Here is an 18,348-nt window from a genome sequence, read left to right as displayed (position 1 = left end):
TGACTTCCTGCCTTAGCTTATGACTTGGCTTTCGGCATCTGGGAAACCAGTGACAGATTGACGTCCATCCCTTCCACCTGGAAATGCGGCACGGCAAAGAGCTGCACGCGGAAGAAGCCCGGATTGTCTTCGATGTCTTCCACCACCACCTTCGCGTCGCGCAGCGGGTGAGAAGCCTGCAGCTCGTCGCCCGGATCGGTCATTTCGGTCACCAGACTGCGCACCCAGGTGTTGAGCTCAAGCTCCAGCAGGCGACGGTCCTTGGTGGTGCCGATGTTTTCACGCTGAATCAGCTTCAGGTAGTGAGCGATACGGGACAGCAGGAAGATATACGGCAGACGCGCGTTGATACGGCTGTTGGCCGTGGCATCCGCGGTGTCATACAGTGCCGGCTTCTGGGTGGAGTTAGCGCTGAAGAAACAGGAGTAATCTCTGTTTTTATAGTAACTTAGTGGAATAAAGCCCAGGTTCGCAAACTCAAACTCACGGGTTTCCGGGATCATCACTTCTGACGGGATCTTCACCTGATTGCCGGTACCCAGATCGTACAGATGGATAGGCAGGTCCTGCACGGCACCACCGGCCTGCGGGCCACGAATTTGTACACACCAGCCGTTGTTGATGAAGCTGCGAACCATGTTAGAAGCGAACGCAAACGAGGCGTTAGTCCACAGGTATTTATCGTGATCCGGGCCCTTCACTTCTTCCACGTAGTTGAAGCTACGAACCGGTACGGTGTCCGGACCATACGGCAGGCGACCCAGCACGCGTGGCATTACCAGACCGATATAGCGGGCATCGTCCGTCTCGCGGAAGGATTTCCACTTGATGTACTCCGCACGGTCAAAGTAATTACCGATATCCTTGATGGCTGCCACTTCTTCCATTGAGTCCTTGAGGAAGAATTTCGGGCCGGCAGAGCCGATAAACGGCATATGCGCTGCGGCAGACACTTTTGAAATGTTGCGCAGCAGAGCAACATCCTGCGCAGACGCATCAAACTCGTAGGCAGAAATCAGCGCGGCAATCGGCTCACCGCCCGGGGTGTCGTACTCATCGATATATGTGTGTTTATACAGTCCGCTCTGGATGATTTCCGGACTGTCTTCGAAGTCCTGACGCAGGTCTTCTTTTGACATATCCAGCAGCTCAACCTTCACGTTCTGACGGAAATCGGTTTTGTCGACCAGGGATTTCACGCCGCGCCACAGGCTCTCCACCGCCTGGAATTCTTCGCTGTGCATTACCGCATCCAGCTGACGGCTAATCTGGTAGTCCAGCTCAGCGATATGGTGGTCGAGGAGGTTACGGTCCAGCTTCTCAACTCTGGAGCCTGATTTGGTCAGACACTCCAGAAAGACCTGCATCCCCGCCGTTAAACGTTCATCCGCAGTCGCATCCGACATCGCCTGTGCGTCCTGCCAGATATCCAGCGCACTCAGCTCAGAGACCGGGTTCAGGTTGATTTTTTCAAACAGGGATGCATAAACCCCACCCGCAGCAGGACGTTCCAGTAACACGCTTTCGCCACCAGTCGTATTCTCATTTTTTACAGACATCAGCATCTTCCTTTTTAATCCGTTAAATCATCGTGACCGTTATGGCTGCTCAGGCGCCAGAGCTGAAAGCTCGGCTCTGAGTTCTGCGCTTAACGCCGGGTCGAGGAGAATTTTTTCCAGCTCCCTGCGGAAGGCCTGATTGTCCAGGAGGTTCGCTTTTAAATCGCGAAGCAGATTGCGCATGGACAGCATCGCTTTCATCTGAGGAATTTGACGTGCGACCTGTTCTGGTTCAAAATCTTTCATGCTCCGGAAGGTCAGGCTGATGTTGTCTTCGCTACCATCATCAGCAAGCGTGTTTTTAACGGTCAGACTGACTTTTGGGGAATATTCGGACAACACTGAGTCGAAATTATTTTTATTCAAATCAACTTTTTTGCGCTCAGACAGAGGGGCAGATTCCTGACCATTGCTGAAGTCGCCCGCCACCAGTAATTTCAGGGGGAGCTCCGTTTTCTTGCTCGCTCCCCCCGTATGCAGATCTAATTTTAGATTAATACGCGCTTTAGGAATTTCGCTCTGAAAGGAATTACTCATAAGGTCTCCTGTCTTTCAGACAAAAAAAAATAATCTGAAATGTGCACAGGCTGCCTGAGGAAAATACAGAACGACAGGTCACATCAGATTCGTCAATAACTCGTTAAAAATCATATCCCTTCATGGTCCCGGGCACCACAATCAAAATTCTTTCTTATTGCTCATTTATTTACATAAAAATAACCATTGCATTTTAGACAACGCGATCAATTATTTTATTTATATATCCCTTTGATTCACGCATACTTCAGGAAGAATGTAAAAATGAGCCCAGGAAAGGAACGAAACCGCCGTCAGCGCTGGACGCTGGCTGAGATGCGTTACGTGGAGCAGCACTACGGGACGGTCAGGGCCAGAGTGATTGCGGAGCATCTGGGCCGCCCGGTGACCAGCGTCCGCACGGTAGCCGGTCATCTGGGATGCAGCAGAAAAGGCTCTGCCCCCTGGACAGAAGAAGAGAAGGATATTATCCGCACCCACTACGCGCGGGGAGAAGGTATCACCCGGGTGATGCCCCTTCTGCCCGGACGCACGCGCAGTACCATTTTCGCCATGGCGGCCGCCCTCGGGGTCACCAGCGCACGCAGCTGGAGCCGGGAAGAATTGCGCATTCTGAAAGCCTACTATACTACAGAGGGTACCGCCGTTTCGCGCAGACTCCCGGGGCGCACACCGGAGGCGGTCAAAATTAAAGCCCACGAGCGTGGCCTGACCTTTTGCGGGGATGGTCTCCAGGGACGACAGCGGATGTGGCAGCCGGAAGAGCTTGCCCTGCTGAAAGCAAACCTGCATCTGGAGCAGTCCAGGCTTGCCCGTCTCTTTCCCGGACGCTCACTGATGTCGGTTAAAAAAGCCCGGGAGCGCCTCAGGCATCATCAGAAGAAGGTTTCAGAGTAATGAGGTCCGGCTCTGCCGCCTCAGACAGCAGTCCGAAAGAGAACGTAGCGCCCTTAGAGGGCGAGCGTCACGGCTCTGCCGTTCCGATGGTGTTCATGCCCGGCTCACGGCCTTATACTCTGCGGTATGTTAATACCCGAAGGATATCTCCAGCATGCCGCGCAACAAATCTCCGGAAAAACGTAAACAGCACAAACCCGGAAAACCCGGCAGGTCTCCTGCTGACGGGCGTATCCCGTAGCGACGCTACCCCAAACGTTTCATGGTCTCCGCGCCTCCTGAGCACGGCCATGAGACCCCGCATGAGTTCTTTTATGACTGTCCCGAAGAAGCCATACAGCACTGCGTCCGCCTTGGGCCTCAGTTTTTTCTCGACACGCTGAACTATCCGCCCCTGCGAGGCATTTGTTAACTCGTTAGGCGGTGGAGGGTAGAGTCTTAGGGCGTGGTGTAAATTCGGAAGGATGGTGAGAGCCATCGGCTTATCCGGTAAGGTAATGGTTACTAAGACATTATCTTAAAAGGAGTCAACCGATGGCTGACAACAGCATGACATTCAGCAACACCCTGATGCAACTCGGCGGCGAGGACTTTCTGCGTGAACTCACCGAATTTATGCTCAACCGTATCATGGAAGCCGATGTCACTCAGCGTATTTATTAACGCAGAGCCCCATGAGCGCAGTGATGAGAGGGAGACCTACCGCAACGGCTATCGTGACCGCCAGTACAACACTCGACTCGGTACCCTGGACCTGCGTATACCGAAGCTGCGTGAAGGCTCGTACTTCCCGTCCTTTCTTGAGGCCCGCAGGCTGTCGGAGAAAGCGCTGAACGCGGTAATCCAGGAGGCGTGGATAAATGGCGTCTCCACCCGCAAGGTTGACGCGCTGGTGCAGTCGATGGGCATGACCGGTATCTCCCGCAGCCAGGTATCGTCCATCTGCCGCGGTATCGATGAGCGGGTGCAGGCGTTCCTGCACCGTCCGCTGGAAGGAGAATGGCCCTATCTGTGGCTGGATGCGACTTACGTGAAGGTGCGCAAGAACGGCCGGGTGGTCAGTGTGGCGGTAATAATTGCCTGCGCGGTTAACCTGGACGGACGCCGGGAAATTATCGGAATGGGTATCGGTGAGTCAGAAGCAAAAGCGTTCTGGCTGGCCTTCCTGCTGAGCCTGAAAGAGCGCGGGCTGGAGGGTGTCAAGCTGGTTATCTCCGACTCGCACAGCGGCCTGAAGGCGGCGATACAGCAGGTGTTCTGTGCCAGCTGGCAGCGCTGCCGGGTTCACTTCATGCGTAACGTGCTGGGCCGAGTCAGCAGAGCCAGCCAGTCGGTTGTTCGTGCCACCCTGCAACAGGTGTTCGTGCAGACGGAGGAACAAAACGCCCATGCGACCTGGCGCGAAGTTGCGGCCCAGCTGGAAAAGAACTTCCCGTCAGTTACGGAGATGATGGACGAAGCGGAGGAGGACGTGCTGGCATACTTCGGGTTCCCGAAAGCACACCGGGTGAAAATCCACTCGACGAACACGCTGGAGCGGCTGAATAAAGAGGTGAAGCGGCGTTCCGACGTGGTAGGTATCTTCCCCAACGAAGAGAGCATAACCCGGCTTCTGGGTGCAGTGCTGACGGAGCAGAACGAAGAATGGCTGTTGCAGAACCGCTACCTGCCGCAGCACAGCATGGCGGAGATAGATCAGACCGCAGAAAACGATGTGATCGAGGCGCTGCCACTCAGCGCTTAACAGACATATTACCGGACCGGAAGGCTGGCTCTGAATTTACACCACCTTGACGGACTCGACCAATGAATGCAGTTTCTGCAACCACTGGGCGTCGTTGACATCAGTCTTGCGACCAGGAACATTTTTTGCGTCTCTGGCATTTACGAGGATCACATTGAAACCCGCGGCTTCAAGGATCTCAAAAGCAGGCAACCAGTAAACGCCGGTGGACTCCATGGCGATGGTCGTAATGTGACAGGTTTTGAGCCAGTCAGACATCCGATGAAGGTCGCCGGTGAAACTTTGAAAAGTCCTGACTGGCTCGGCGTCAGCGTCAGGCGGTACGGCGACAACGTGAAATTCAGCGCCAATATCAACGCCCGCAGCATGAGAATGGACAATAGACATTCGGGAGGATTTTTTCATGGGAATCTCCTTGCTCATTTTTGATGAACGAAGGAGGGGACGACGGAGAAATCACCTTCCTGAACGGGATCAAAGTCACCACTGTCGGATCCGCCACAGTCCCTGAACCATGTTTTTTTACGGGGTCATACCACCAAAAGGCCGACGGCTGCTTCCTTCGCTAAATTAGCCTGCCAGCTTTTCCAGGGAGTTTCTGAGACTCAGGACGGGGTTTCACCCATGGACAGTTTTTTAATATGTCCCGTTCGTCGGTAACCCGCTTCAGCTCTTTCTGGAGACGGCGGATCTCGGCCTGAGCATCTGACTGTTCTTTATGAGTGGAAGAATCCGGACCGTAGCTCTTTATCCAGGCGTAAAGGCTGTGGGTGGTGATATCGAGACGCGTTGCAACGCTGGCAACAGAATAACCGCGATCAACAACCTGTTTGACTGCTTCAATTTTAAACTCTTCGGGATAACGCTTACCGCTCATGGGCACCTCTCTTTAAGCCATCTTAAATGACTCTGAGGTGTCTGTTAAACCCGTGGCGATTCACACAATAGTAATTCTGTCCAGTTCTGCTGGCTGCGAGGGGGCTGGCATTGTATATTGAAACCACTTAAATCTGTGTTAAGACGAGGGTTGAATGTTTGGTAATGAAGCTGAAATCAGCAATTACGTATTGTTGAGTCTATTGGTGCTTGTCGGTGCAAAACTCCCGGCGAAACCAGGCGGGGACCGCCATGTCCCGCCCACGTTTGGCCGGCACGGGGGAGAAGGTATCCGGTTCACTTTTCCAGTTTCCTAACCATGAGCCTTTAAAAAAATTTTTATTTTTAAACCCATACTCTCTATTCTACACGATAGCTTGTGCGGTTCTCTACACCTTTATCTCACTGGGAAATCTACACTTAAACCAACACCAACTTCTTTAATATCAACATAGCGGGAGAGATGAATCTTGGCAGTAAGATCTGTACAGTGGCAGGGATAAAGAGCTTTTGCGGAAAGTGACTTCAGATATTTTCCCGTTTCATCCAATAATTTACTATCTGCATTCATAAGATGAAAACCACCTATTACTGAATTAATCTGTGAAACGCCTGTAACCTTTTTAGCGTATTCAATGATATTGCAAATTCCGGCATGTGAACAGCCCGTAATAATGATTAGACCTTTTTCCGTTTCTATCACCAGCGCTGAGTCATCAAGCACAAAGTCATCTGTTAATTTGCCGTTTACACCACATGTATGTCCAACTGATTTTTGGGCTTCAAATTTATTAACTCGAGGTATTTGTCCTAAAAAAGTTATATGTTCTGACATTTTCAGCGGTTCGATTGTACTAACTATTTTAAAGAAATATTCTTTTTCATCCTGACGATGGTTCATGCCAATGGGTTTCGCTTCGAAATATTTAGGTATTAATGCGGCAGGATGTGCTATGATATCTATTTTTCGCTTGTTTTTTTTAATTGTGCGGTCATAGTATTGTATTAAATGATTTAAACCCCATGTATGATCATTATGTCCATGTGAAAATACGATTTTATCAATGGATGTTAGATCGATAGAGAGTAACTGTGCATTTTTAATAAAAACATCAGAATAACCAACATCAAACAAAATTTTTAACTCATCACACTCAATGTAATAGGAAACTCCCGGCTCTCCAATCAGATACTCATCGATAAAAGTATTGTTATCAACTAAGATTGTTAGTTTCATGTAGTTAAAGTCCAATTCCGCTTCCCTATATTCTGTATAACAGAATTAATAAAAATATACCTAGTAAAAATACCACTAATTCAGCGCTGTGTCAAAAAGTCAATATTTTCGGGTGAAAATATTGTACTTAAATACATTGTCAGAAAGAGACTTATCACCATCAGGTTATGGCTATAGGGCAGGACCGTCTGCGGTAATACGGGTTTAGCGGTTATTAAGAGTGCAGCTTCTTTCGCCAGGTCAAAGAAACTGGCAAAACTGAGTTGAGACATATTTCCTCCTTAAATGCCGCCCCTGCTGGGGGCGGCTTGTCCCCGGCTGAGCAGTTCTATCTGATGGTTGCCTAAAAAAGGGCACCGCAAACTTTACTCGCGCTCTACCTCTTAATGCAACAGAACCAAAAGGCCTGCACCCGGTGCGACTGCATCGTTGAAGCGTCGGCACCATCATGCCCCATCGATCGGGGTATCGCCGGGCCGGGTCTGCTGGCCCACCTGTTAACGGCCAAATACTACGAACACCTGCCGCTCTATCGCCAGTGCGAAATCTTTGCCCGCCAGGGCGTGGATCTGAGCCGGGCTCTGCTCTCCAACTGGGTGGATGCATGCTGCCGGTTGATGTCACCGCTGGATGAAGCCCTTTATCGCTACGTGATGGACTGCCGCAAGCTGCATAGGGACGATCGATACCCCGGTGCCGGTACTGACCCCGGGCAGAAAGAAGACGAAAACCGGGCGCATCTGGACGTATGTTCGCGATGACCGGAACGCTGGCTCGTCAGACCCGCCAGCGGCATGGTTCGCCTTCTCGCCAGACCGACAGGGGAAACATCCTCAGCAACATCTTCGCACTATCATGGTGTGCTGCAGGCGGATGCGTTCGCAGGCTACGATCGGTTGTTCAGCGCCGTGCTCTTCTCCGACGAATGTCCCCCGTAGCCTGGCAGCATATCTTTCTGAATAGCCATTACACCTTTATCAGTGAAGGGAAAGAACTCGATCTGGACGCCATGATTGAGGGACTGACGTTGTCATAAGCCGTATGGCAAGCCCGCAAAATTTTGGCGGCTTCCCGCTTACAACCCCTATTTGCGCATTGCTGCGTGAGCTTGTTAAGCATTCTCCCGGCGATTTCGGTTATCAGCGTTCCCGCTGGAGTACAGAACTGCTGGCGATAAAAATCCGTGATGTCACCGGTTGCATAAATGCGCCAGTGTTCATCGGGTTACTCCCACGCTGCCCGTTAAAAGGTATCTTTGTCTGTTGCATTAAAAGGTGGCGCGTTTTTTTCAGTAATTGCAAGTTTTATTGTTTCATTTAAATCCCTGACCGAAACGGGTCTTTTCACATCCCCTCAAATAGCACATAAAGTGCAACAATTATTCTTGTACTTAGTTAAGCGCCTTCCTACAATCGCCGCGATAGTGTATTCGCAACTGTTACAGTTTTGTGGCGATGAACGACACAAATAGCCTTGAGACAACCACCGGAAAAAGGAAGTGGCGCAGAGCCTCCTGCTGCGTCTTGCCCGGCGGCGACAATTACCGGAATAAAAATAATGAGCCTGCAAAAAACCTGGGGTAACTTTCATCTGAACGCGCTGGGGGCCATGTTGCTCTCCGTGCTGCTCGTCGGATGCGATAACAGCGTCGCGCAAAACGCCGCGCCGCCTGCGCCCGCCGTCAGCGCTGCTGATGTGGTGGTGAAATCCATTAGCCAGTGGGATAGCTTTAACGGCCGGATTGAAGCGGTGGAGAGCGTTCAGCTGCGTCCGCGCGTTTCCGGCTACATTGATAAAGTGAATTACACCGACGGCCAGGAAGTGAAGAAGGGCGAGGTGCTGTTCACGATTGATGATCGAACCTATCGCGCGGAGCTGGAACAGGCGCAGGCGAACCTGGCGAGAGCTAAAACGCAGGCCAGCCTGGCGCAAAGTGAGGCTAATCGTACCGATAAGCTGGTCAATACCAACGTTGTCTCCCGCGAAGAGTGGGAGCAGCGTCGTTCGGCCGCCACTCAGGCGCAGGCCGATATTCGTGCCGCGCAGGCAGCAGTTGACGCCGCGCAGCTCAACCTGGACTTCACCAAAGTCACCGCGCCTATCGACGGTCGCGCCAGCCGGGCGCTGATCACCAGCGGAAACCTGGTGACCGCGGGTGACACCGCCAGCGTTCTCACCACGCTGGTCTCGCAGAAAACGGTTTACGTCTACTTTGACGTGGACGAGTCGACCTACCTTCACTACCAGAATCTGGCCCGCAGCGGGCAGGGGGCGTCCAGCAATCACACGGCGCTTCCGGTTGAGATTGGCCTGACGGGCGAGGAGGGATATCCCCACCAGGGTAAAGTGGACTTCCTGGATAACCAGCTGACGCCGAGCACCGGCACCATCCGTATGCGCGCGCTGCTGGATAACGCGCAGCGTCAGTTCACGCCGGGACTTTTTGCTCGTGTACGCCTGCCGGGCAGCGCGGAGTTCAAAGCCACGCTTATCGACGACAAAGCGGTGCTGACCGATCAGGATCGTAAGTACGTTTATATCGTCGATAAAGAGGGGAAAGCGCAGCGCCGTGACATTACGCCGGGCCGTCTGGCAGACGGTTTACGCATCGTGCGGCAGGGGCTGAACCCTGGCGATAAAGTCATCGTCGAGGGTTTACAAAAAGTGTTTATGCCGGGGATGCCGGTTAACGCGAAAACCGTTGCCATGACCGCCACCAGCGCCCTCAACTGATCCCTTGACCTGAGAATCCATCCATGGACTTTTCCCGCTTTTTCATCGACAGGCCGATTTTTGCCGCGGTGCTGTCGATTCTGATTTTTATCACAGGGTTAATCGCCATCCCGCTGCTGCCGGTAAGCGAATACCCTGACGTCGTGCCGCCAAGCGTGCAGGTGCGCGCGGAGTACCCGGGCGCCAACCCGAAAGTGATTGCCGAGACGGTGGCGACGCCGCTGGAAGAGGCGATCAACGGCGTTGAGAACATGATGTACATGAAGTCCGTCGCGGGCTCCGACGGCGTGCTGGTCACCACCGTCACCTTCCGTCCGGGTACCGATCCGGATCAGGCGCAGGTGCAGGTGCAAAACCGCGTCGCGCAGGCCGAAGCGCGTCTGCCGGAAGACGTGCGGCGCCTGGGCATTACCACCCAGAAACAGTCCCCTACGAATACGCTGGTGGTGCATCTGCTTTCGCCCAACGGCAAGTACGACTCCCTGTATATGCGTAACTACGCCACGCTGAAGGTGAAGGACGAGCTGGCGCGCCTGCCCGGCGTCGGCCAGATCCAGATTTTCGGCTCGGGTGAGTACGCGATGCGCGTCTGGCTGGATCCCAACAAGGTGGCGGCCCGCGGGCTGACCGCGTCGGACGTGGTCACGGCGATGCAGGAGCAGAACGTGCAGGTGTCCGCCGGGCAGCTTGGTGCCGAGCCGCTGCCGAAAGAGAGCGATTTCCTGATCTCCATTAACGCCCAGGGGCGTCTGCATACCGAAGACGAGTTCGGCAATATTGTCCTGAAAACGACGCAGGACGGTACGGTCGTCCGCCTGCGCGACGTGGCGCGTATCGAAATGGGGTCCGGCAGCTATGCCCTGCGTTCCCAGCTGAACAATAAAGACGCGGTCGGGATTGGTATCTTCCAGTCGCCGGGGGCGAACGCCATTGATTTGTCTAACGCGGTGCGCGCGAAAATGGACGAACTGTCCACGCGCTTCCCGGCAGATATGAAATGGGCGGCACCTTACGATCCAACCGTTTTCGTACGCGATTCGATCCGTGCGGTGGTGCAAACGCTGCTGGAAGCGGTGGTGCTGGTAGTGCTGGTGGTGATCCTGTTCCTGCAAACCTGGCGCGCGTCGATCATTCCGCTGATCGCGGTGCCGGTTTCGGTGGTGGGTACCTTCAGCATTCTCTACCTGCTCGGCTTCTCGCTTAACACCCTGAGTTTGTTCGGGCTGGTGCTGGCCATCGGCATCGTGGTGGACGACGCCATCGTGGTGGTGGAAAACGTCGAGCGAAACATAGAAGAGGGGCTTGCTCCGCTTGCGGCGGCGCATCAGGCGATGCGCGAAGTGTCCGGGCCGATTATCGCGATTGCGCTGGTGCTGTGCGCGGTGTTTGTGCCGATGGCGTTTCTCTCGGGCGTTACCGGGCAGTTCTACAAGCAGTTTGCGGTGACGATCGCTATTTCCACGGTCATCTCCGCCATTAACTCGCTGACGCTCTCTCCGGCGCTGGCGGCACTGCTGTTAAAACCGCACGGCGCGCCGAAAGATTTCCCGACCCGGCTTATCGATCGTCTGTTCGGCTGGATTTTCCGTCCGTTTAACCGCTTTTTCCACCGCAGCTCGAACGGCTATCAGGGGCTGGTGGGCAAAACGCTGAGACGACGCGGCTCGGTATTTGTGGTGTATCTGCTGCTGCTCTGTGCCGCTGGCGTCATGTTTAAAGCGGTGCCCGGCGGGTTTATTCCGGCGCAGGATAAGCTGTACCTGATTGGCGGCGTGAAGATGCCGGAAGGTTCGTCGCTGGCGCGCACCGACGCGGTGATCCGCAAAATGAGCGAAATCGGGATGAATACCGAAGGCGTGGACTACGCGATCGCGTTTCCGGGGCTGAACGCGCTGCAGTTCACCAACACGCCGAATACCGGCACGGTCTTCTTTGGCCTGAAGCCGTTCGACCAGCGTAAACATACTGCGGCGGAAATTAACGCGGAGATCAACGCGAAAATCGCGCAAATTCAGGAAGGCTTTGGCTTCTCCATTCTGCCGCCGCCGATTTTAGGGCTGGGTCAGGGGGCGGGCTATTCCCTGTACATCCAGGATCGCGGCGGTCTGGGGTATGGCGCGCTGCAAAACGCGGTGAACACCATGTCCGGCGCGATTATGCAGACGCCGGGAATGCACTTCCCGATCTCAACCTACCAGGCTAACGTTCCGCAGCTGGACGTGCAGGTCGACCGTGACAAGGCGAAAGCGCAGGGCGTGTCGCTGACCGATCTTTTCGGTACGCTGCAAACCTATCTTGGCTCGTCGTACGTGAACGACTTCAACCAGTTCGGCCGTACCTGGCGCGTGATGGCGCAGGCCGACGGACAGTTCCGCGACAGCGTGGAAGATATTGCGAATCTGCGCACCCGTAACAGCCAGGGCGAAATGGTGCCGATTGGCAGTATGGTGAAAATCACGACCACCTACGGGCCGGATCCGGTGATCCGCTACAACGGCTACCCGGCGGCGGATCTGATTGGCGATGCCGACCCGCGCGTGCTTTCGTCTGCACAGGCGATGACGCAGCTGGACGCCATGTCTAAGCAGATCCTGCCAAACGGGATGAACATTGAATGGACGGACCTGAGCTTCCAGCAGGCGACGCAGGGCAACACGGCGCTGATCGTCTTCCCGGTCGCGGTGCTGCTGGCGTTCCTGGTGCTGGCGGCGCTGTATGAAAGCTGGACGCTGCCGCTGGCGGTGATCCTCATCGTGCCGATGACGATGCTCTCCGCGCTGTTTGGCGTCTGGCTGACCGGCGGCGATAACAACGTCTTCGTGCAGGTGGGGCTGGTGGTGCTGATGGGGCTGGCGTGTAAAAACGCGATTCTTATCGTGGAGTTTGCCCGCGAGCTGGAAATTCAGAGCAAAGGCATTATGGAAGCCGCGCTGGAGGCGTGCCGCCTGCGTTTACGTCCGATTGTGATGACCTCCATCGCCTTTATTGCCGGGACCATTCCGCTGATCCTCGGCCACGGGGCGGGCGCAGAAGTGCGCGGCGTCACCGGGATCACGGTCTTCTCAGGGATGCTGGGCGTGACGCTGTTTGGTCTGTTCCTGACGCCGGTGTTTTACGTGACGCTGCGTAAGTTCGTGACGCGCGGGAAAAAAGAGGAAAGGGACGTTCTGCCCGCGTAGGGACGTTGCCGATAATAAAAAAACCGCCTTCACAGTGAAGGCGGTTTTTTTCGCATCAGGTAAAACGTTAAGACGTTTTTTGATACTGGGCAATAAGGTCCGGGAGCGGATCCCATCCGCTGCTGTCGGCGTTTTTGACCGCTTCCAGGGCGCTTGCCACGGTATAGCGGGCAAGTACTGAACCGCCCCGGGAATCCTGGAGACTAAACTCCTTGAGAGAGGTAAACAGGATGACTAAAAATACTCGCTTTTCCCCTGAGATTCGTCAGCGGGCCGTTCGTATGGTTATTGAAAGCCAGAATGACTATGACTCGCAGTGGGCGGCCATCAGTTCCATCTCCCCTAAAATCGGCTGTACGCCCGAGACCCTGCGTATCTGGCTGCGTCAGTATGAACGTGATGCCGGTGGCGGTGATGGTGGCCTCACCACCACTGAGCGTCAGCGTCTGAAAGAGCTGGAGCGGGAGCGGGAGCAGGAGAACCGCGAGCTACGGCGCAGCAATGATATCCTGCGACAGGCCTCAGCTTATTTTGCGAAGGCGGAGTTCGAGCGCCTCTGGAAAAATAGCCCTCCTGGTGGATACCCTGAGCGATGAACCTGCGAACCGTTTTCCCGCCAATACGTTGTGTCTCCAGAAGCTTGAACGATGGCTGAAAGAAGTTAATAAATAATCGATTAGCCATGTACATCTGATTCATCGCTTTTACAGCAGGTTCACCGTCAAGACGACTATATCCCGCCAGTTTTCTTACCACAGAACCATTTTTTGCTCTATCCAGGCTTGATCGTTCAGCGAGTATTATACATCGAATTCAACTAATTAGAGACGTTACCCGCTTCACGTTACCCGCTTCAGTTCATTTTTGACAATTTTTTATTCATAGCAAAAACTGTACCTACTAAAGAAAAAACTAGAACTAAGATTACAGCCCAGGCAAAAGATGAAGGTCCTATCGTATCAAGTAAAATACCACCGACAACTCCGCCACATGCAACAGCAATATTCCAGCCAGTGGTATACATAGACTGGGCCACATCAAATGAGTTACCAGAAAAACGCGATAATGCTGTTTGGGTAATAGTCGCAAAGCCTCCAATAGAAAGTCCCCAAATGAAGACTGAAGGATAAACTATTTGCTCAAAATGTCCCCATAATCCGAGAAGAAAAGCAGAAAGTCCAAAAATAATAATGCTTGCTACTGCAAGAAATTGCAACTTACGATCTACCATTACACCAATGAACCATAATCCAATGATTGAGCCAAAGCCAAAAACAAATAAAACAATATGGACATTCGCTGATAAACTTGACATTGTCAGAAAGGGTTCGATATAAATGTATAGAATGTTGTGGGCAAGAACGAAAGACATGACAACAAAAAGCACCGCGCAAATACCTGTCTTATTAAAGACACTTATTAACGACTGACGCAGTTCTCTGGATTGCCCCGGGAAATCAGGTACAATACTTATTATCCATATAATAAGTAAAATTGCCAAAGCACTCATCAGTCCAAAAGTGCCTTGCCAGCCAATTATTCTCCCCAGTACTGAACCAAACGGGACACCTAGTACTAATGCTATCGTCGCACCTGCCGATACAATTGCTATAGCTCTCCCACTTAGCTGAGATGGCGACATACGTACTGCATAGCCTGCCAGTAACGACCAGACGAGACCACCGAAAATGCCGGCAAAGAATCGTGCACCGATAGATAAAATGAAATTATCAGAAACTGCTGTAATAAGGTTTACAAGCGCAAATCCTAATATCGCAGTTAATAGTAATGGGCGCCGACGTATTCCTTGAGTAAATACAGTCATAGGAATAGCTGCAATAAGTGCCCCTACAGCATAAACTGTTATAAACTGACCGGCAATACTCTCGGAAACATCTAATCCTTCGGAAATATACAAGAGCAATCCAGCTGGTATAATCTCGGTCAATAGTGTCAAAAATGCTGCTATTGATAGTGCCAAAAGCGCACTGAGTGGTAAATGCTGACTATTTACACTAGCATTAACAATATTAGTTTTTGAAATCATTCTCTCTCCCTATATCCTTGTATTAAAAATCAATTAACTATCATTCATACACTATATATGAACCTACTTATTCATTTGTGTTATAGATTAGTGTAATATCTTAAAGGGCGGAGCCTGTATCATTTAAACAGAGACTTTATTCCAGACGATAAAACCCCAGGCAAATTGGCCTCGTAATTTTCGGTCTTCTTTTCCCATCTGGTCAGTACCCGGATAAAGTGATTCATCCAACTACGAATTCTTTCGACAACCCAACGGTAGCGATGGACTTTGAAGTCCTAGTTTTTACTGGCATCAAACTCTTCTTTACGGGGCTGGATATGCGGCTCGTAACAGCAACTCTTTAGAACCAACCCTATTAGCAACCTTTGTCCAGGCAAAACTTGATTTTTTGTCCCAGCCCCCCCGTTTGAAGAGTATCGGTCTTCTCCACAACCAGTTTGATGTCATACGTTGTTGCTGATGCAACAATCAGCAATAAAAGAAACCCGTTACCATCCATCAGTAGACTACGCTTTACACCTTGTTTCTAACTGATTGCTGCCTGTTTTTGTTCTTGAATGCAGTGATCCGGTCATGCAGCCGTCCATTGACAACCATGACCAACCAATACCGTCCTAATGTTCATAAGCAAATAAACCATTCTGCCAGAAGCACTCAAAGATACCGATGTCACACCATTCCTGTAAACACCGGTGTACAGGAATCGATGAACATATCCCGGTGGCATTCCACTGGCAATCATTCCTGAGAACGAAGAATATAACATACATGGCAGCTCATTTACGGTGAGTACCGAACAGATGATTGGTTTTGCGCTCAAGGATAAATGATGTCATTTTTCCCAAAGCTTTATCGCTAATCCACCATTTTCTGCCTGCAATATTTTCCCTTCAGAAATTACCAGTTAAGACATTCTGACAATCCCTTCTGGGATAGGTTATTATTATGCATTAGCACCACCATCAACAGTAACCAAAGCACCAGTCATAAATGTTGAAGCACTACTGGCAAGAAACACAACTACATTTGCTATTTCTTCTGGTGTACCTAATCTTTTCAACGCTGGCGTTTGATCTGCTCCTTGAAAACCAGCAGTCATGTCTGTTGCTATCGGCCCTGGTAAAACGGCGTTTACGGTAATATCTTTTGAAGCTAAATCTAGTGCCCAGGCACGAGTTAATCCTGAAATTGCAAACTTAGTCATTATGTAAGCACTACAACCAGGAAATGCAGCTCTTTCACCAACCATACTACTAATGTTTATAATCCTTCCACCAGGTTTCATCTTTTTCACTGCCGCCTGAGTAAGACTGAACACCGAACGAACATTAACCGATAACTGAAATTCAAATTCAGACTCATCAATATCGCCTATCAAACCAACAGCATTAAACACACCTGCATTATTTACCAGTATATCAATCCCTCCAAATTTTTCGCTAACCGAATCAATTAGCTTTGACATACTTGATGGGTTCTTTGCATCCATTTTTAAAAGCATTGCATCAGAACCCATTGCTTTTATTTTATTTAATAATAATTCAGCTTTATCTTTTGAAGATGAATACGTTAATACTACGTTAGCACCTTTATTCGCTAATTCAATTGCTATAGCAGCGCCAATACCGCGAGAAGAACCAGTGACCAATGCAACCTTTTTATCAAATTCTTTCATACTTAACCTTTTCATTAAACTTAGTAGAAATTAATTCGGATACTACTTAATTTTTAATTAAGTAATAACACACATTGAAAATTATCTTGTAGTTTCCTTTGTTGTTTCTTCTTGCAAAGAAATAAATAATTCAAACAATTTTAAAATTATATTATTACCATAAAATCAGTAAAGTGCAACAATTAAAATTACACATTATATAAAACGGTAAATCCCTGGTGTCCTGTATCGGTCATTCCCGGCAACAGGGAAAGCTCTTCAGCAAGCAAACGCCACTCGTTCCTGTCATCAGTGACCTGTTCTGGTCGAGTTAACCGGACACTTTTTCCAGGTGATGCCTCTAATTAGTTGAATCTGATGTATAATACGGGCTTTTGAGGTTATCTCATGGCCAGCGTTAACGTTCATTGTCCCCGTTGTCAGTCTGCACAGGTCTACCGCCATGGTCAGAACCCTAAAGGCCATGACAGATTTCGCTGCCGTGACTGCCACCATGTGTTTCAGCTCACTTATGCTTATGAAGCGCGTAAGCCGGGTATTAAAGAGCAGATCACTGAAATGGCCTTCAATGGTGTCGGGGTTCGCGATACCGCCAGAACACTGAAAATTGGCATTAACACCGTCATCCGGACTTTAAAAAACTCGCGCCAAAGCGAATAACGTCTTCGCCTGTTGCCCATGCTGATGTGGCGCTTATCTGCGAACTTGATGAGCAATGGAGCTTCGTTGGCAGTAAAGCCCGGCAGCACTGGCTCTGGTACGCGTACAACACCAAAACAGGCGGTGTACTGGCCTACACTTTCGGTCCTCGAACCGATAAAACCTGCCGGGAGCTACTGGCACTGCTTACACCATTCAACATCGGCATGATCACCTGCGACGACTGGGGCAGCTATGGCCGGGAGGTGCCGAAGGATAAGCATCTGACCGGCAAAATATTCACCCAACGCATTGAGCGTAATAACCTGACGCTCCGCACCCGCATTAAGCGATTGGCTCGTAAAACAATCTGCTTCTCACGCTCAGTTGAGATCCACGAAAAAGTGATCGGAGCGTTTATCGGAAAATACATGTTCTACTAATTGGATGCACTACCTTTTTTCAGACACTTCAGTAAACCCTAGAAAGCTTTCCCCAGTACAGTTATCATAATATAAATTAACTTTTATCTCTAAGGCATCTCGATAAATGATCATTGTTGTCGTTGCACATCCCAATCTCGAAGAATCTATTTTAAATAAAAGTCTGGTGGAAAAACTTTCCAACGAGAAGAACATTGAAGTTCTTGATCTTTATGAGCGCTACCGCCATGCAACCTATAATGGTCTGCCTGATGATAAGCTAGAAGAAGATCGCCAAAAGTTGCTTACGGCAAATACCATCGTTTTGCAATTTCCTTTCTATTGGTATTCCACTCCAAGCTTATTGAAGCAGTGGATTGATGACATCTTACTAAACGGTTGGGCACATCATGGAGGCGTGGAAGGTAAAGATTATGCTCTTGCTTGTAAGTCGCTGTTGCTCGCTCCGACAACGGGTGGCTCTAAAAGCTCCTATGGCCCAGATGGCTACAACATGCATTGGTTTTACGACTTCATGGTACCTTTCGTGCAAACGGCGAGAACCTGCAAAATGCGTTTTATTGATCCATACGTCATTCATGCCGATCAATTTAAGCCGACAGAAACACCCAATGAGTATGTTGAGTTCATCCGGTCAATTGGCCAATAAATTCTGGGTCTGACGCTCAGTGGAACGGGCAGAAAAGGGCTGACCTTCGGTTAGGGGAGCGATAATTGACGCCATTCTAACCGATTACGATTTGCAGCCACCAGGCTGCTTCGTTCGTACCTGCAAGCTG

At 50.9% G+C, this 18,348-nt stretch carries 11 protein-coding genes and 8 pseudogenes; 9 read left to right on the top strand and 10 right to left on the bottom strand.

The features are described 5' to 3' along the window. Positions 1 to 17: 17 nt before the first annotated feature. On the bottom strand, positions 18 to 1,565 hold the full coding sequence (gene tssC, locus KGP25_RS24710) for a type VI secretion system contractile sheath large subunit (RefSeq protein WP_123061175.1): 1,548 nt from the start codon (positions 1,563 to 1,565) through the stop codon (positions 18 to 20). 33 nt (positions 1,566 to 1,598) lie between these two features. Further along, positions 1,599 to 2,096, bottom strand: coding sequence for a type VI secretion system contractile sheath small subunit (tssB, locus tag KGP25_RS24705; RefSeq protein WP_123061176.1), 498 nt, complete (start codon positions 2,094 to 2,096; stop codon positions 1,599 to 1,601). Between the two features lie 264 nt (positions 2,097 to 2,360). Here tssB and KGP25_RS24700 point away from each other — a divergent pair, with 264 nt between their 5' ends. Together KGP25_RS24700 and KGP25_RS24695 are read left to right on the top strand one after the other, a co-directional pair. Continuing rightward, entirely contained in the window at positions 2,361 to 2,993 is a 633-nt protein-coding gene (locus tag KGP25_RS24700) for a hypothetical protein (RefSeq protein ID WP_223540680.1), read from the top strand. Positions 2,994 to 3,527: 534 nt separating this feature from the next. Further along, positions 3,528 to 4,737 (top strand): annotated as a pseudogene (locus tag KGP25_RS24695) (IS256 family transposase). 78 nt (positions 4,738 to 4,815) lie between these two features. Here KGP25_RS24695 and KGP25_RS24690 read toward each other — a convergent pair. The 4 genes and pseudogenes from KGP25_RS24690 to KGP25_RS24675 all read right to left on the bottom strand — a co-directional run. Continuing rightward, a pseudogene (locus KGP25_RS24690) lies at positions 4,816 to 5,142 on the bottom strand (transposase); the annotation flags it as partial. A gap of 229 nt (positions 5,143 to 5,371) precedes the next feature. Further along, positions 5,372 to 5,614: pseudogene (locus KGP25_RS24685) on the bottom strand (transposase); the annotation flags it as partial. A gap of 396 nt (positions 5,615 to 6,010) precedes the next feature. Beyond that, positions 6,011 to 6,850 carry an MBL fold metallo-hydrolase gene (locus tag KGP25_RS24680; RefSeq protein ID WP_223540679.1) on the bottom strand — a complete coding sequence of 280 codons (840 nt, stop codon included), beginning with the start codon at positions 6,848 to 6,850 and terminating at the stop codon, positions 6,011 to 6,013. 80 nt (positions 6,851 to 6,930) lie between these two features. Continuing rightward, positions 6,931 to 7,122, bottom strand: coding sequence for a hypothetical protein (locus tag KGP25_RS24675; protein WP_223540678.1), 192 nt, complete (start codon positions 7,120 to 7,122; stop codon positions 6,931 to 6,933). Positions 7,123 to 7,239: 117 nt separating this feature from the next. Between KGP25_RS24675 and KGP25_RS24670 the strand changes: the two are divergent. The 4 genes and pseudogenes from KGP25_RS24670 to oqxB all read left to right on the top strand — a co-directional run. Beyond that, positions 7,240 to 7,755: pseudogene (locus KGP25_RS24670) on the top strand (IS66 family transposase); the annotation flags it as partial. 181 nt (positions 7,756 to 7,936) lie between these two features. Beyond that, a pseudogene (locus tag KGP25_RS24665) lies at positions 7,937 to 8,050 on the top strand (IS630 family transposase); the annotation flags it as partial. A 357-nt stretch (positions 8,051 to 8,407) separates the two neighbouring features. Continuing rightward, entirely contained in the window at positions 8,408 to 9,583 is a 1,176-nt protein-coding gene (locus KGP25_RS24660) for an efflux RND transporter periplasmic adaptor subunit (protein ID WP_223540677.1), read from the top strand. Positions 9,584 to 9,606: 23 nt separating this feature from the next. Next, entirely contained in the window at positions 9,607 to 12,762 is a 3,156-nt protein-coding gene (gene oqxB, locus KGP25_RS24655) for a multidrug efflux RND transporter permease subunit OqxB (protein ID WP_223540676.1), read from the top strand. 67 nt (positions 12,763 to 12,829) lie between these two features. Here the strand turns inward: oqxB and KGP25_RS24650 are convergent. Then, positions 12,830 to 12,943 (bottom strand): annotated as a pseudogene (locus KGP25_RS24650) (transcriptional regulator); the annotation flags it as partial. A 49-nt stretch (positions 12,944 to 12,992) separates the two neighbouring features. Here KGP25_RS24650 and KGP25_RS24645 point away from each other — a divergent pair. Continuing rightward, positions 12,993 to 13,325 (top strand): annotated as a pseudogene (locus KGP25_RS24645) (transposase); the annotation flags it as partial. A 290-nt stretch (positions 13,326 to 13,615) separates the two neighbouring features. On the opposite strand, the gene KGP25_RS24640 reads toward KGP25_RS24645, so the two are convergent. From KGP25_RS24640 to KGP25_RS24630, 3 genes and pseudogenes are all read right to left on the bottom strand, one after another. Further along, complete coding sequence (locus KGP25_RS24640; RefSeq protein WP_223540675.1) at positions 13,616 to 14,809, bottom strand: MFS transporter; 1,194 nt, start codon at positions 14,807 to 14,809, stop codon at positions 13,616 to 13,618. Between the two features lie 119 nt (positions 14,810 to 14,928). Then, positions 14,929 to 15,693: pseudogene (locus KGP25_RS24635) on the bottom strand (IS5/IS1182 family transposase). Between the two features lie 62 nt (positions 15,694 to 15,755). Then, entirely contained in the window at positions 15,756 to 16,487 is a 732-nt protein-coding gene (locus KGP25_RS24630; RefSeq protein ID WP_223540674.1) for a 3-oxoacyl-ACP reductase family protein, read from the bottom strand. 387 nt (positions 16,488 to 16,874) lie between these two features. Between KGP25_RS24630 and KGP25_RS24625 the strand changes: the two genes are divergently transcribed. Then, positions 16,875 to 17,569 (top strand): IS1 family transposase gene (locus KGP25_RS24625; protein ID WP_223540673.1). Its coding sequence is split into 2 segments (ribosomal slippage): positions 16,875 to 17,121 and positions 17,121 to 17,569, totalling 696 coding nucleotides; the frame shifts between segments, so codons are not numbered across the junction. Positions 17,570 to 17,675: 106 nt separating this feature from the next. After that, a complete protein-coding gene (locus KGP25_RS24620; protein WP_223540672.1) occupies positions 17,676 to 18,218 on the top strand; it encodes an NAD(P)H-dependent oxidoreductase in 543 nt (180 codons plus the stop codon). Positions 18,219 to 18,348: the final 130 nt, after the last annotated feature.

Origin of the sequence: Enterobacter sp. JBIWA003, assembly GCF_019968825.1 — a bacterium.
Taxonomy (GTDB): Bacteria; Pseudomonadota; Gammaproteobacteria; order Enterobacterales; family Enterobacteriaceae; genus Enterobacter; species Enterobacter quasiroggenkampii.
The sequence above is the reverse complement of the archived record's forward strand: the minus strand, read 5'-3'. Positions and strand labels throughout refer to the sequence as shown.